Genomic DNA, 14867 nt, shown 5'->3' with positions numbered 1-14867 from the left:
GGATGCGCTGCGTGGTGACGGGCGCGACGGGGTACGTCGGTGGCCGGCTGATCCCGCGCCTGCTCGAGCGGGGTTACGACGTGCGCGCACTGGCCCGCACGCCCAGCAAGCTCGCGAACGTGCCGTGGCGTGACGACGCCGAGGTGGTCAGGGCCGATCTTGCCGACGCGGACTCGCTGGTGGCCGCGTTCGACGGCGCCGACGTCGTCTACTACCTCGTGCACTCGATGGGCACGTCGCGCGATTTCGCGCGGGCCGAAGAGCGTGCGGCCCATAACGTCGTCGCGGCAGCGCGCCGTACCGGTGTCCGTCGGCTGGTGTACTTGGGCGGGTTGCACCCGCGCGGCGCCCAGCTCTCCCCGCATTTGGCGTCGCGTACCAGGGTCGGCGAGGTGCTGCTGGCCTCGGGCATCGAAACCGTGGTGCTGCAGGCCGGCGTGATCATCGGGTCCGGCTCGGCGTCGTTCGAGATGATCCGCCACCTGACCGACCGGCTGCCGGTGATGACGACGCCGAAGTGGGTGCACAACAAAATCCAGCCGATCGCGATCAGCGACGTGCTGCACTACCTCGTCGAGGCGGCCACTGCCGCCGTTGCAGAATCGCGGGCGTGGGACATCGGCGGTCCCGACGTCCTCGAGTACGGCGAGATGATGCAGATCTACGCCGACGTCGCGGGTCTGCATCGGCGCGGAATCGTCGTTTTGCCGTTCCTCACCCCGGCAATCGCCAGCTGGTGGGTGGGACTGGTGACGCCGATCCCGTCGGGCCTGGCCCGGCCGCTGGTGGAATCCCTGCACTGCGACGCGGTGATGGACAACCACGACATCGACGCCGTGATCCCGCCCCCGTCGAGTGGGCTGATCGGCTACCGCGAGTCAGTCACATTGGCGCTCAAGGAGATAGAAGACGGCCGCGTCGCGGCGTCATGGTCCAACGCACCCTTCGAACCGCTGCCCAGCGACCCGGACTGGGCAGGAGCGGTGGCTCACACTTTGAAGCGGTCGGGGTGGACATCGGCCGGCGAAGACCAGCTCTGGGCAGCGATCGAAAGCGTTGCGACTCAAGCTGATTGGCGGGTCGCGTCGGAGGAACCGGGCCGGCTGCTGCTACTGCGCAAAGATCTCCGCGTCGGTGTCGCGTGGCTGCAGCTGCGGGTCGGGACGGTAGCCGGCAGGGGAAGCACGTATCACCAACGAATGCTGTTCTACCCCAGGGGGACTCCCGGGTCCGCATACTGGTACGGCGGGCTTCGGCGGCACCGCAGGAAGTTCCGGCGGACCTTCCGCGAGGTGTTGGACCGCGCTACCGCTTCGCGGCCGCTAGGGGCGGCGCAACGCTGACGCGTTGTCGTTCTCGGCTACCACCGCTGCGCCGCTGCGGGCTGCGTTCTCCAGCATCTGCTCGATCACGTTCTTGCCCAAGGCTGTTTCACTGGGCAGCTCGATCGGATACACACCGTCGAAGCAGGCGCAGCACAGTCGCGAAGCGGGCTGCTCGCTGGCGGCGATCATGCCGTGCAGCGACACGTAGCCCAGGGTGTCGGCGCCGATCGCGTGCCGCACCGCCGCCACCATCTCGGCTTCGTCGGCCTGATTCCTCGGCGCGTTGGCGATCAACTCCGCAGGGGTGGCGAAGTCGATGCCGTAGAAGCACGGCCACTTCACCGGTGGGGAGGCGATGCGCACGTGCACTTCGACAGCACCGGCTTCGCGCAGCATCCGCACGAGCGCGCGTTGCGTGTTTCCCCGCACGATCGAATCGTCGACCACAATCAGCCGCTTGCCGCGGATCACTTCGCGCAACGGGTTGAGTTTCAGCCGGATGCCCAGTTGACGGATCGTCTGCGAGGGCTGGATGAACGTGCGGCCCACGTACGCGTTCTTGGTCAGGCCCTGGCCGTACGGGATGCCGGACTCCTGCGCATAACCGACCGCGGCCGGCGTGCCGGATTCCGGCACGCCGATCACCAGGTCGGCGTCTACCGGATGCTCGCGGGCCAGCCGTCGGCCGATGTCCACCCTGGTCTTGTGTACCGAGCGGCCGGCGATCGTGCTGTCCGGGCGGGCCAGGTAGACGTATTCGAAGATGCAGCCCTTGGGGGTGGGGTTGGCGAACCGCGACGACCGCACCCCGTCGGCGTCGATGGCCAGCAGCTCCCCCGGCTCGATGTCGCGGACGAACGACGCACCGACGATGTCCAGCGCGGCGGTCTCGGAGGCCACCACCCAGCCACGGTCCAGCCGGCCCAGCGACAGCGGCCGCACGCCGTACGGGTCACGCGCGGCGTACAGAGTGTTTTCGTCCATGAAGGTCAGGCAGAACGCGCCGCGGACCGTCGGCAGGAGCTCCAGGGCAGCCTGCTCCAACGTGGAGTCGGCCGCGCCGTGAGCTAAAAGCGCGCCCATGATGTCGGAGTCGGTGGTCGCGGTCCCGTGCCGGCGCGTGTCGACCAGCCCCAGGTCGCGTGCCTTCTTCACCAGCTCGCTGGTGTTCACCAGATTGCCGTTGTGCCCGAGCGCCACGCCCGTGCCCGCGGCGGTGTTGCGGAACACCGGCTGGGCGTTTTCCCAGGTGGTAGACCCGGTCGTGGAGTAACGGCAGTGCCCGATCGCGACGTGACCCTGCATCGCCGCGAGCGTCTGCTCCTCGAACACCTGGCTGACCAGGCCGAGGTCCTTGAACACCAGCACCTGGGAGCCGTCGGCGACGGCGATGCCGGCCGCCTCCTGCCCGCGGTGCTGCAGGGCGTAGAGGCCGTAATACGTGAGTTTGGCGACTTCCTCGCCGGGCGCCCAGACGCCGAAGACGCCGCATTCCTCGCGGGGTGGATTGTCAGGGCCGTCGGTGTGCTGGCCGGTCACGGTATGGCTGCTCCCAGAGGGGTCGGTGACATGGCCGAGTCTACGGTCATCACGGTCAAGTCACGAAAAGCGCGGCGTGGTGTCGTGAGCGATTCAACACAATTTCCGGCGCATCCATTTCACGGGAGCGCCACGAGTGGCAGATGTGCCGCGATGTCACCGGCGCGCGAGCCGGACAGCTGCAGCGCACCCGACTCGGCAGCCTCGACCGCCGACACCAGGCCGGTGACCAACAACAACCACGTTCTGGCGTCGGTTTCGACGACATTGGGCGGGGTGCCGCGGCGATGCTGCGGCCCGGCGATGCACTGCACGGCGACGAAGGGCGGAATCCTGAGTTCGACGGTGGCGCCGGGAGCCGACGCGGCCAGGGTGCGAGCGGTCAGCCGGACCGCCGCCCCGAGCTGCTCACGCCCCGGTTGCGGAAGCGAGCCGTCGCGCAGCCAGTCGGCGACGGCGAGCACCGCGGCGCGCGTCTGCGCGGGATCGACGGGTCGACGGGAGGGCACGCCGCGGGATCCTACGGCGTTCGGCGGGCAGGCTGCCGCGTCGCCAGCACGGCGACCGCGCCGGCCTCGTTGATCGCGAGATGGGCGAGCATCGGCGCCGCAAGGCTGCCGGACCGCTCGACCAGCCAGCCGAAGGCCCAGCCGGCCGCGCCGGTGACGGCGACGGTGCCGATCACGGGTTCACCTGCCGCACGCGCGTCGGGAATGTGCGACAACCCGAACACGACCGCCTGCACCAGCCGGCCGGTCCGGCCCCCGAACGCGTCGGCGGCCAGCGTCGCCAGCACTCCCCGGTAGGCGGACTCCTCGGACCACACGGTGCCGACCGGGATCTGCAGACAAAGCCAACGAGCCGGCCTGGTCGGCGCGCCGCGCTCGGCCATGTGATTGCGCACCTGCGGGATCGCGGTGCTCGCCGCGACAGCCCCCGCTATACCGACCGCCGCAGCCGTACCGAGGCGCAACCCCGTCCACAGCGCGGGCGGCCGCAGACCCAGCGGCGGTTTGACGGCCACCACCAGGCCAGCGGCCAGTGCGGCCTGCAGCAGCGGATCGCGTCGCGGCACCGCGCGCCAGGCAAGCAGAGCCGCTGCCAGTGCGAGGGTTTGAATCCCGCGAAACGAGTTGTGCCGCATCAGAATTCGGGACCGCCCGCCGCTTCGGCTTTCTCCAGTGCGCGCCGGATGCGTTCGGTGTCGGCGGCGGTCCAGCCCTCCGGCGGGGCGACCGCGGCCCAGCCGTCCAGCACGCTGTTGCCGTAGTTGTGGCCGTGGCCCGCCGGCATGCCGGCCGCATTGGTCATGTCGAACCCGACTTGCCAGAACGTGATGATCGGGTACCACCGCATCGTCGCGGTGCGGTGGTAGCCAGGTGGTTCACGCAGCCAGTCGGGCCGGTCGAACAGCAGATCGGGCGACCACCACACGATCGGGTCGGAGGCGTGCTGCAGGAACAACACCCGCGTGCCCCGCCACGGCGGTGCGGCGACCTGGGCCACGTCGTAGCCCTGCGAGAACCTCACCGTGCGTCCGTTGTCGTAGCGCGGCTGGACCTCCGGAGTGCCGGGGTCGCGACGCACGGTCAGCGCATGCCACAGCGGGCTCGCGTTGGGCGGGCCGACCCACAGCACCGACGAGAACCCCATCTGCTCGATGTCGGGCAGGAACCCGAACGCGGCTTGACCCGCCATCGAGCCGAGACTCTCGCCGTAGAGCGCCAACTTGGGCCGCCGGTCTGGCGGATGCTGTGCCCAAAGCCCGTGCACCGCGTCGATCAGGTGCTTGCCGGAGTTCATCGACGTCTGCCGGTCGGCCAGGAACGAGATCCAGCTCGGTAGATACGAATACTGCAGCGCGACGATCGCCGTATCGCCGTTGTACATGGACTCGATCGCGCGAGCGGCGATCGGATCGACCCAGCCGGTGCCGGTGGTGGGGACGATCACCAGCAGCTTGCGGTCGAACGCACCGGTGCGGCGCAGTTCGGACAGGATCACGTTCACCCGCTGGTCTTCGGTGTCGGCGGTGGCGAGTCCGGCGTAGACCCGGATGGGTTCTTTGGCAGGGCGGCCGTTGAGTTCGGTCAGCTCGTCGGCGTGCGGACCGGTGGCCACGAAGTTCCGGCCCTGGTAGCCCAGCGTATCCCAGTCGGCGAAAGAACTTGCGCTGCCTGACCTTTCGGGTTGGTTCGGCTGGACGACCCCTTCTTTGGTGCTGAGGTTCTGGGGCTGAAAGATCGCGCTCGCCCCGGCGATGAACCCGCGAAACAGGACACCGTTGACCAGGGTGACGACGACCGCGACGACGATTGCGGTGCCGATGAACAGCGCGACCTCGTCGTTGACGCGCCACCGCCGAATGAAGTAGCGGGCCAGGGTTTTGACGGTGTCGAGCAGCACCCGCGACACCCCGACGAGCACGCCGCCGACCACCAGCGCGATCAGCAGCGTGCGCAGATAGCCCACGGTGGACGGGCCCTCGATGCCCATCAGCTCGGACACCTGCCGTTGCCAGGTTGCCGCGGGAATGATCATCAGCACGCTGGCCGACGCGGACAACGCCACCGTGGCTGCCTTCAGCCCGTACAGCACCCGCGGGCTCGGCGGCCACCAGTCCCGCTGTCTTATCAAGGGCCGCAACAGTTTTGCCAGCACCACGCCGAGGCCGTAGCCGATGCCGGCGTTGATGCCACCGATCAAGCCTTGGAACAACCAGTCCCGCGGCAGCAGCGACGGCGTCAGTGACAGGCAGAAGAACAGCGCGCCCACCGCGACACCGACGAAGTCGAGCCGGACCAACCCCCACGCCCACACCAGCACCGGATGGCGTCGGCGGGTCTGCTCGACGTCGGTGCCCGGTGCTGCGGTGCCGGACTCTGCGTCGGTGATCTGGGCGGCGGTCTTCACCGAAAGTCCGCCTACCCGAACAACTCTGGCAGCACCCGCTCGGAGGTGGTACGCAGTTCCTCGAGCGACACCGCGAACAGACCCCGCACCTCCACCGCAGCGCTGTGCCGATCCACGACGCCGATGCGGGTGGCCGGCAGGCCGTGCGCCTGGCACAGCGCCTGCACCTGGTCCACCTGTGTCTGCGGGACCGCGACCAGCACACGGCCGGCCGATTCGGAGAACAGCGCGACGAAGGGATCGGCCCCACCGAAAAGTTCTATGCGGCAACCGATTTCACCGCCCAGCGCCGACTCGACCACCGCCTGGATCAGCCCGCCTTCGGACAGGTCGTGCGCCGCGGACACCAGCCCGTCGCGCGAGGCGGCGGACAGCACGTCGGCCAGCGCGCGCTCACGCTGCAGGTCGACGACGGGCGGCCGCCCGCCCAGATGGTCGGCCGTCACTTGGGCCCACACTGATCCGTCGAACTCGTCGCGGGTCTCGCCGAGCAGGAACAGAATCTCATCGGCTCGGGTGCCGAAAGCGGTAGGAATGCGCCGTGATACGTCGTCGAGCACGCCGAGCACACCGACCACTGGAGTCGGAAGGATCGGGGTGGCGCCGGTCTGGTTGTAGAAGCTCACGTTGCCGCCGGTCACCGGGATGCCCAGCTCGGCACAGCCGTCGGCCAGGCCGCGAACCGCCTGCGCGAACTGCCACATCACACCGGGGTCTTCGGGGGAGCCGAAATTCAGACAGTTGGTGACGGCCACCGGGGTGGCCCCCGTGACGGCGACGTTGCGGTAAGCCTCCGCGAGTGCGAGTTGGGCGCCGGCGTACGGGTCGAGTTGGGTGTAGCGGCCATTGGCATCGGTGGACACCGCGATGCCGCGGCCGGTCCGTTCGTCGATGCGCAGCACACCGGCGTCGGCACGCACCGCCAGCACGGTGTTGCCGCGCACGTAGCGGTCGTACTGTTCGGTGATGAACGCGCGGCTGCACAAATGCGGACTGCCAAGCAGTGCAAGCAAAGTCGCGCGCAGTTCCTCGGCTGTCGCTGGCCGCGGCAGCCGGGCCGACGTGTCGGCGTTCAGCGCGTCCTGGCTGTCGGGCCGCGCGACGGGACGCTGATACACCGGGCCTTCGTGAGCGACCGTGCGGGGCGGAACGTCGACCACGGTCTCGCCGTGCCAGGTGATGTGCAGCCGGTCGCCGTCGGTGACTTCGCCGATCACCGTGGCGGGCACCTCCCACTTGCGGCACACCGCCAGAAATGCGTCGACGTTGTCCGGCTTGACCACCGCACACATCCGCTCCTGCGATTCGCTGGCCAGCACCTCGGCGGGTGTCATGTTCGCGGTCCGCAGAGGCACCTTGTCCAGCTCGATCGCCATGCCTTGTCCGCCGGCAGACGCCAATTCCGATGTGGCGCAGGATAATCCGGCGCCCCCGAGGTCTTGGATGCCCACCACCAAATCGGCGGCGTACAGCTCCAGGCAGCACTCGATGAGCACCTTCTCCATGAACGGGTCGCCCACCTGCACGCTGGGCAGCTTCTTGCGGCCCGACCCGCTCTCGTCACCGGAGAACGTGTCGGACGCCAGCACGCTCACCCCGCCGATGCCGTCCAGTCCCGTGCGGGCGCCGAACAGGATGATCTTGTTGCCAGTGCCGGACGCGAACGCCAGGTGCAGGTCCTCTTTGCGCAGGGCGCCCACGCACAACGCGTTCACCAGAGGGTTGCCGGCATACGACGCGTCGAACACCGTCTCGCCGCCGATGTTCGGCAGGCCCAGCGAATTTCCGTAGCCGCCGATGCCGCGGACCACCCCGTCGACCACGCGGCGGGTGTCCGGCGCGTCGGCGGCGCCGAAGCGCAGCTGGTCCATCACCGCCACCGGCCGCGCGCCCATCGCCATGATGTCGCGCACGATGCCGCCCACGCCGGTCGCCGCGCCCTGGTACGGCTCCACGTAGCTCGGGTGGTTGTGCGACTCGACCTTGAATGTCACCGCCCAACCGTCACCGATGTCGACCACGCCGGCGTTCTCGCCGATGCCCGCCAGCATCGCCTTGCGCATCTCGTCGGTGGTGGTCTCGCCGAAGTAGCGCAGGTGGACCTTCGACGACTTGTAGGAGCAGTGCTCGCTCCACATCACCGAGTACATTGCCAGCTCGGCGTCGGTGGGCCGGCGGCCGAGGATGTCGCGGATGCGGGCGTACTCGTCGTCCTTGAGGCCCAGCTCACGGTACGGCTGGGGCAGGTCCGGCGTGGCCGCCGCGTGCTTCACAGTGTCCAGCGTGGCCGTCGTCTGCGATGACCCGCTTGCGCGAAGAGCATGTCCAGCCGTCACCCCGACAGCTTAAGTTCTCGGGCCGACGAGGACCTGCCGGCCACGCGCCGGGCGCCGGGCTAGCTGCTGCCGGCCACGCAGAAAGCGTTGCCCTCCGGGTCCGCCAGCACCACCCAGCGGAAGTTGTCCCCGATGGAGTGCCGCCCCGTCTCGGAGGCACCCGCCGCTGTGAGGCGTTGCACTTCGGCGTCGACGTCGGCGGCGGAAAAGTCCAGGTGCACGCGGTTCTTTCCGGGAGTGGGGTCGGGGACCTTCTGGAAGCCGAGCCGTGGGCCTTCCGAGCGGATGACGACGGTGAACTCGCCGGGAATCAGCTCTTGGGTCTTGCCGTCGAACTGCTCGGCCCACCACGCCGCGAGCGTCGCAGGATCGGTGCAGTCGAAGGTGACCATCTCGACGTTGAGTGCCATCCCCTCAATTTATCGACTCATTGAGGTGACAGAAAGGCCTGCAGGGCGGCCGAATACGCCGCCACGTCGTCGGCACCCATCAGCTCCCGGGCGGAGTGCATGGCCAGCTGCGGGGCGCCGACGTCGACGGTCGGGATCCCGGTGCGCGCCGAGGTCATCGGACCGATCGTGGACCCGCAAGGCAGATCGGCGCGGTGCTCGTAGCGCTGCAACGGCACCCCCGCCTGCTCGCAGGCCAACGCGAACACCGATGCCGATCGTCCGTCGGTGGCATAGCGCAGATTGGGTTGCACCTTGAGCACCGGGCCCGCGTTCACCTCGATCAGGTGCGCGGGCTCGTGGCGGTCGGGATAGTTCGGGTGCGTGGCGTGGGCCATGTCCCCCGAGGCCACCACCGAACCCCGCAGGCGCCGCAGGTAGTCTTCGCGAGTCCCGCCCTGCGCCAACACGATTCGCTCAAGAACGGTGGTCAGCAGGTTGGACTGGGCGCCGTGGTCGGAGGTCGAGCCCACCTCCTCGTGGTCGAACAGCGCCAGCACCGGCAGGTACCCGTCGGGCTCGGCCGCCACAAACGCCTCCACGCCCGCGTAGCAGGTGGCCTGGTTGTCCAGCCGCGGCGCGCTGACCAGATCGCGTTCGGCCCCGATCAATTGCGACGGCTGCACGTCGTGGGTCATCAGGTCGGCGCCGAGCACGTCGTCAACGTCCACGCCGGCCCGCTCGGCCACATACGCCAGAAAAGAGCGGCCGCCACTGCCCACACCCCACACCGCGTTCACGTGCCGCTGCGGGTCCAGCTTCACGCCGTTGCGGTCCTCTGCGAGGTGGATCGCCAACTGCGGCACCCGAAGTAGCGGCTCGTCGACGCACACCAGCAGCTCGCGCACCGAACCGCCGTCGCGCACCACCAACCGGCCGCTGATCCCCAGGTCCCGGTCCAGCCACGAGTTCAGCCACGCACCCCCGTACGGTTGCAGCGCGACCACCTGCCAGCCGCTGACGAACCGGTCGGGGTGTTGCTTCACCCGCAGGTTGGGGCTGTCGGTGTGGCCGCCGAGGATCCGGAACCCAAGTCCCGCACCGTCGGCCGCATTCCAAGCGACCAACGAGCCGGCGCGCACCGTGAAGTAGCGTCCGTCGCCGGGCCACCGATCGGTCTCCGCGAGTTCGGTGTAGCCGGCGGCGCTCAACCGCTCAGCGACGGTGGCGCAGACGTGGTACGGCGACGGCGACGCGTCGATGAACTCGCACAGTCCGATCGCACTGGCTCGCGACATGTTGTCCATCTTCGCTGCCGTCGTGCGCCGGGATCGGACTAGGGTCGTTTCGTGCCCCCGGCTCTGCCGCAACCCGTCCTGGCGCCGCTGACCCCGTCGGCGATCTTTCTGGTCGCAACCGTCAACGAAGGCGGCGAGGCCACCGTGCACGACGCGCTGCCAGAGATTTCCGGACTGGTACGCGCGGTGGGTTTCCGCGACCCCACCAAGAACCTGTCGGTGGTGGCGTCGATCGGATCGGACGCGTGGGACCGGTTGTTCTCTGGTCCGCGTCCGGCGGAGCTGCATCCGTTCGCCGAACTGCGCGGGCCACGCCACGTCGCCCCGGCGACGCCTGGGGACCTGCTGTTCCACATTCGCGCGGAGAGCATGGATTTCTGCTTCGAACTGGCCGCCAAGATCGTCGACGCGATGGGTGAGGCGATCACCGTCGTCGACGAGGTGCACGGTTTCCGCTTCTTCGACAACCGTGATCTGCTCGGCTTCGTCGACGGCACCGAGAACCCCGACGGCCCGCTGGCCGAGGCCGCGGTGTTCGTCGGCGACGAGGACCCCGAGTTCGCCGGCGGCAGCTACGTGATCGTGCAGCGCTACCTGCACGACATGGCGGCGTGGAACGCCCTGACCGTCGACGAGCAGGAGCGCGTGATCGGTCGGACCAAGCTCGACGACATCGAGCTCGACGACGACGAGAAGCCCGCCGACTCGCACGTCGCACTGAACGTGATCACCGACGACGACGGTCGCGAGCGTAAGATCGTCCGGCACAACATGCCGTTCGGGGAAATCGGAAAGCCGGAATTCGGAACGTATTTCATCGGCTATGCAGCCACACCGGATGTCACCGAGCAGATGCTGCGCAACATGTTCTTCGGCGATCCGCCCGGCAAAACCGACCGGATCCTCGACTTCTCCACCGCAGTCACCGGCGGCCTGTTCTTCAGCCCGGTACTCGACTTTCTCAACAGCCCGCCGCCGCTGCCCGCAGCCACCGCCTCGAGCTGTGACGGGTCACTGGTAATCGGCAGCCTGAAAGGAATCAGCGGATGAACAACCTGTATCGGGAACTGGCTCCGATCACCGAACTTGCTTGGGCGCAAATCGAATTGGAGGCCAGCAGGACGTTCAAGCGGCACATCGCCGGCCGGCGCGTGATCGACGTCAGCGAGCCGGGCGGGCCGGTACGGGCGGCCATCAGCACCGGCCATCTGCTCGACGTCGCGCCGCCCAGCGAAGGCGTGGTGGCACATCTGCGAGAGAGCAAACCCCTTGTGCGCCTGCGGGTTCCATTCACGCTGCGCCGCTCCGACATCGACGACGTGGAGCGCGGCTCCCAAGACTCGGACTGGGATCCGGTCAAAGACGCCGCGAAGAAGCTGGCGTTCGTCGAGGACCGGGCGATCTTCGAGGGTTATCAGGCCGCCGGCATCGCCGGGATCCGCCAGACGACGTCCAACCAGGTGCTGACGCTGCCTGAGGACGCCCGCCAGATTCCCGACGTGATCAGCCAAGCGCTGTCGGAATTGCGGCTCGCCGGCGTCGACGGCCCGTACGCGCTGCTGTTGTCGGCCGACACCTACACCGCGGTCAGCGAGACCACCGAGCACGGTTATCCGATCCTCGAGCACCTCAACAGAATCGTGCGCGGCGACATCATCTGGGCGCCGGCCATCGACGGTGCGTTCGTGCTGACCACCCGCGGCGGCGATTTCGACCTGCAGCTGGGCACCGACGTGTCGATCGGTTACACCAGCCACGACGCCGACACCGTGCAGTTGTACCTCGAGGAGACGTTGACGTTCTTGGTTTACACCGCCGAGGCGTCGGTCGCGCTGACACCCCAGTAGCCCCCGTGCTCCTCCTGCCCCGCGAGCGGGCGTGTCTGCACGCCGACACGCCGGTGCTAGCCGTGCACCAGCGCACGCTCACGCCCGGGAGCTAAGCCGCCAGAACCGCGTCCAGCGCCGAGTGGAACAGCCCCAGACCGTGATCGGACGGGCCGGTGAGCGGCTCGGTGGCGTGCTCGGGATGCGGCATGAGCCCGACGACGCGGCGGTTGGCCGAGCAGATGCCCGCGATGTCACGCAGCGAACCGTTCGGGTTGTCGCAGTAACGAAACACCACCCGGTCCTCGGCCTCGAGCTTGTCCAGCACCGCCTCGCTGGCCACGTAGCGGCCCTCGCCGGACTTCAGCGGCACCAGCAGTTCCGCACCCGGCTCGTAGCGCGACGTCCACGTCGTCGCCGTCGACACCACCTCGAGCCGCAGATCGCGGCAGACGAAATGCAGTCCGGCGTTGCGGGTCAGCGCCCCCGGCAGCAGACCGGCTTCGCACAGCACCTGAAAACCGTTGCAAATACCCAACACTGGCATGCCGCGGCCGGCGGCTTCGATCACCGCGCCCATCACCGGCGCGAACCGCGCGATCGCGCCGGCGCGTAGATAGTCGCCGTAGGAGAAGCCGCCCGGCACCACGACAGCGTCGACGCCCTTGAGGTCGGCGTCGGCATGCCACAGGCTGACGGCCTGCGCCCCGGCGAGCCGGGCCGCGCGGGCGGCGTCGACGTCGTCGAGGGTGCCGGGGAACGTGATGATCCCCATGCGTGCGGTCATGACGGCTCCCTGGTGACGGTCCAGTCCTCGATCACGGTGTTCGCCAGCAGGGACTCGGCGATCTCGGCGACCGTGGAATCGTCGACGGTGTCGTCGACCTCCAATTCAAACCGCTTGCCTTGCCGCACATCTGAGATGCCTGCATGACCCAGCCGGTTCAACGCGCCGACGATCGCCTGCCCTTGCGGGTCGAGGATCTCGGCTTTGGGCATGACGTTGACCACCACCCGCGCCACGCGCTGCTCCTCGCTTGTCGTTTCGACCTTCGGCGACAACTCTACCGACGAGCGCGCCAGGTCACCGGCATGAGGCGATGTACGCGCCGCAGAGCGGGGCCACCAGCGCGTCCAGTACCTGCTGGTCAGGGACCATCGGCCAGCTGACCGCCGGTGGTGACGACGCCCACATCGCCAACTCGACCACCGAACTGCTCTGCGGGTGCGACACCAGATACTGGTGCAGCACCATCGGTGCGGTGCCGGCGACGCTGAACACCGCGGCCAGCTTGCCCGGCTCCTCGAGCGTGATCGACGGCGACGCATATGGCGCAGTGACCTGGCACGCATGCAGCGACGCGGTGGCGGCGCGCACCACGTCGTCGGCAAGCTGGCCGCCGTACCAAGACTCGCCGCGCCAGTGCAGCACCTGCACCTGAAGTTGCCACTGCCCAGGCGGATTCGCGACGGTCGCCTTGGCCGCGACCGCGAAACCCCTGGGGTCGTTGAACACCGGCGGGCTGGCGCACACCTCCTCGAAGTAGAACCGCGGACGCTGTTGCGGCACCGCAATACCCGCCGGATGGGGCCAGGAGTAACGGTTGAACAGCGGAATCGCGGCCGGGTCCACCCAGGCCGTCGCCGGAATGCGGTCGCAGTTCGGTGGGCAGGTGGTGGGTTCGGCGCGGGCGAACGGCTGGCCGAACAAGCTGAAAGCTGCCGTCATCGCGGCTACGCTCACGGCTGCCAGCACCCGGGTCACCGACCACCCCCTAACCGGCCAGGATACCCAGCGGGCGGCGCGACGGCGCACAATCGGGAACATGCAACTGACGCATTTCGGTCACTCCTGCCTGCTTGCCACGTTTCCCGGCGACGGCGCCGACACGACGCTGCTGTTCGACCCCGGTGTGTTCTCGCACGGGTTCGAGGGCATCACCGGCCTGTCGGCGATCCTCATCACGCACCAGCATCCGGATCATGTCGACACGTCTCGGCTTCCCGCGCTGATCGACGCCAACCCCGACGCGGCGCTGTACGCCGATCCACAGACCGCCGCACAGCTCGGCGAGCCCTGGCAGCCGGTGCACGCTGGCGACGAGCTGACCGTGCGCGGCTTGCGGGTGCGCGGCGTCGGCGGAGTGCACGCGGTCATCCACCCGGAAATCCCACTGGTGGACAACATTTCGTTTCTCGTCGGCGATGCCGACCATCCGGCGCGGCTCATGCATCCGGGTGACGCGCTCTACATCCCGCGTGAGCCGGTCGACGTGCTCGCGCTGCCCGCCGCCGCTCCGTGGATGAAGATTTCCGAAGCTGTGGAGTACTTGCGTGCCGTAAATCCCAACAGCGCCATACCAATTCACCAGGGCATCGTCAACCCTGCGGCCTACGGCATCTACTACCAACGCTTCGCGGAGATGGGCAGCGCAGATTTCCGGGTGCTGGAGCCGGAAAACGCGACTGAATTCTAGGTGACGCGCTAGGCGGCGTCGACGAGCGATGGCCGGTCCGGACGGTTCGGCCGCCAGTGGTAGACGCCTGGCGTGGCGCCGTGCATCAACGCCAGGTCGACCGCGTCGATCATGGCTTGCCGTGGTCCCGGACTACGCAATTGCTTCGCCGACACCGTAATCCGGACGATACCGCCACGCCGTGCCGTCCGCTCGGCCGCGGTCACGACCGTACGGCACCACCACGGCTCGGTGAGGAAGCCGGCTCCGATCCCGACGACGCGTGCGCGTTCGGTCGTGTGCCGCACCAGGTCGCTGACACCACTCATGCTGGCTAGGACGCGAAAGCCGTTGCGCGGCAGCACTTGTTCGGCGCCCTTCGATGCAAACCAGCCGGGCGGGGCGAATAACCTTGTGCGCAGGCCTATTTGCTCCATGGCCCGATTGGCAGCAATCAGCCGCAGATTCGCTTCATGTGCCGCCAATGCCGCGAACTCCGGCAGCCGCCGCTTGGTTGCGGTGGCGTCATAGCCGTGCAGCACCACTGCGTCGCCCTGGCCGCGACGCGACCTCAGCCACTCGACGGTCGCGCCGTCGTCGCAGAGCCGGTAGCCGGCCAGCCGCGGCGCGACCAGGAACGACACCGGCACCTTGCGCACGTCCAGCAGGTCGCAGAATTTCCCGACGTCTTCGACATTGCGGTCGCGGACACCGGAGATCGACACGATGAGCTCTCCAGGCACGCCGTGAGCGTGGCGTCTCGAGGTGTCCGCCCGGTGTCGTAC

At 68.5% G+C, this 14867-nt stretch carries 15 protein-coding genes; 4 read left to right on the top strand and 11 right to left on the bottom strand.

All coding sequences use genetic code 11. From position 1 onward, the window contains the following. The first annotated feature begins 2 nt into the window (after positions 1–2). Positions 3–1343 carry an NAD(P)H-binding protein gene (locus tag AC5Y4C_RS07770; RefSeq protein WP_499961566.1) on the top strand — a complete coding sequence of 447 codons (1341 nt, stop codon included), beginning with the start codon at positions 3–5 and terminating at the stop codon, positions 1341–1343. Here the strand turns inward: AC5Y4C_RS07770 and purF are convergent. From purF to AC5Y4C_RS07735, 7 genes are all read right to left on the bottom strand, one after another. Next, positions 1323–2864: an amidophosphoribosyltransferase gene (gene purF / locus AC5Y4C_RS07765; RefSeq protein ID WP_499961565.1), complete on the bottom strand. Its 1542-nt coding sequence runs from the start codon at positions 2862–2864 to the stop codon at positions 1323–1325. The genes AC5Y4C_RS07770 and purF overlap by 21 nt on opposite strands. A 119-nt stretch (positions 2865–2983) precedes the next feature. Continuing rightward, positions 2984–3373 carry a sterol carrier family protein gene (locus AC5Y4C_RS07760; protein WP_499961563.1) on the bottom strand — a complete coding sequence of 130 codons (390 nt, stop codon included), beginning with the start codon at positions 3371–3373 and terminating at the stop codon, positions 2984–2986. A gap of 11 nt (positions 3374–3384) precedes the next feature. Further along, positions 3385–4008, bottom strand: a complete 624-nt coding sequence (locus tag AC5Y4C_RS07755) for an Rv0804 family intramembrane glutamic endopeptidase (RefSeq protein WP_499961562.1) — start codon at positions 4006–4008, stop codon at positions 3385–3387. Next, the gene (locus tag AC5Y4C_RS07750; RefSeq protein ID WP_499951726.1) at positions 4008–5759 is read right to left on the bottom strand and encodes an alpha/beta hydrolase; all 1752 of its coding nucleotides are present in this window, start codon (positions 5757–5759) and stop codon (positions 4008–4010) included. The genes AC5Y4C_RS07755 and AC5Y4C_RS07750 overlap by 1 nt, the downstream gene beginning before the upstream one ends. A gap of 29 nt (positions 5760–5788) precedes the next feature. After that, on the bottom strand, positions 5789–8059 hold the full coding sequence (purL, locus tag AC5Y4C_RS07745; protein ID WP_499951728.1) for a phosphoribosylformylglycinamidine synthase subunit PurL: 2271 nt from the start codon (positions 8057–8059) through the stop codon (positions 5789–5791). Positions 8060–8172: 113 nt separating this feature from the next. Further along, the gene (locus tag AC5Y4C_RS07740; protein ID WP_499906891.1) at positions 8173–8523 is read right to left on the bottom strand and encodes a VOC family protein; all 351 of its coding nucleotides are present in this window, start codon (positions 8521–8523) and stop codon (positions 8173–8175) included. A 17-nt stretch (positions 8524–8540) separates the two neighbouring features. Beyond that, a complete protein-coding gene (locus AC5Y4C_RS07735; protein WP_499951649.1) occupies positions 8541–9800 on the bottom strand; it encodes a M18 family aminopeptidase in 1260 nt (419 codons plus the stop codon). Between the two features lie 51 nt (positions 9801–9851). Between AC5Y4C_RS07735 and AC5Y4C_RS07730 the strand changes: the two genes are divergently transcribed. After that, positions 9852–10850 carry a Dyp-type peroxidase gene (locus AC5Y4C_RS07730; RefSeq protein ID WP_499951651.1) on the top strand — a complete coding sequence of 333 codons (999 nt, stop codon included), beginning with the start codon at positions 9852–9854 and terminating at the stop codon, positions 10848–10850. Continuing rightward, positions 10847–11647, top strand: a complete 801-nt coding sequence (locus AC5Y4C_RS07725) for a family 1 encapsulin nanocompartment shell protein (protein WP_499951653.1) — start codon at positions 10847–10849, stop codon at positions 11645–11647. The genes AC5Y4C_RS07730 and AC5Y4C_RS07725 overlap by 4 nt, the downstream gene beginning before the upstream one ends. Before the next feature lie 91 nt (positions 11648–11738). On the opposite strand, the gene purQ is transcribed toward AC5Y4C_RS07725, so the two are convergent. The 3 genes from purQ to AC5Y4C_RS07710 form a co-directional block, all read right to left on the bottom strand. Then, on the bottom strand, positions 11739–12413 hold the full coding sequence (gene purQ / locus AC5Y4C_RS07720) for a phosphoribosylformylglycinamidine synthase subunit PurQ (RefSeq protein ID WP_499951656.1): 675 nt from the start codon (positions 12411–12413) through the stop codon (positions 11739–11741). Further along, positions 12410–12649 carry a phosphoribosylformylglycinamidine synthase subunit PurS gene (purS, locus tag AC5Y4C_RS07715; protein ID WP_499906901.1) on the bottom strand — a complete coding sequence of 80 codons (240 nt, stop codon included), beginning with the start codon at positions 12647–12649 and terminating at the stop codon, positions 12410–12412. The genes purQ and purS overlap by 4 nt, the downstream gene beginning before the upstream one ends. Positions 12650–12710: 61 nt before the next feature. Beyond that, positions 12711–13355, bottom strand: coding sequence for an ATPase (locus AC5Y4C_RS07710; protein ID WP_499951658.1), 645 nt, complete (start codon positions 13353–13355; stop codon positions 12711–12713). A 97-nt stretch (positions 13356–13452) separates the two neighbouring features. On the opposite strand from AC5Y4C_RS07710, the gene AC5Y4C_RS07705 reads away from it, so the two are divergent. Continuing rightward, positions 13453–14103, top strand: a complete 651-nt coding sequence (locus tag AC5Y4C_RS07705; RefSeq protein WP_499906903.1) for an MBL fold metallo-hydrolase — start codon at positions 13453–13455, stop codon at positions 14101–14103. An 8-nt stretch (positions 14104–14111) separates the two neighbouring features. Here the strand turns inward: AC5Y4C_RS07705 and AC5Y4C_RS07700 are convergent, their stop codons facing one another. Next, positions 14112–14825: a DUF2334 domain-containing protein gene (locus AC5Y4C_RS07700; RefSeq protein ID WP_499951659.1), complete on the bottom strand. Its 714-nt coding sequence runs from the start codon at positions 14823–14825 to the stop codon at positions 14112–14114. Positions 14826–14867: the final 42 nt, after the last annotated feature.

Source organism: Mycobacterium sp. NGS35, from assembly GCF_059812855.1.
The sequence above is the reverse complement of the archived record's forward strand: the minus strand, read 5'-3'. Positions and strand labels throughout refer to the sequence as shown.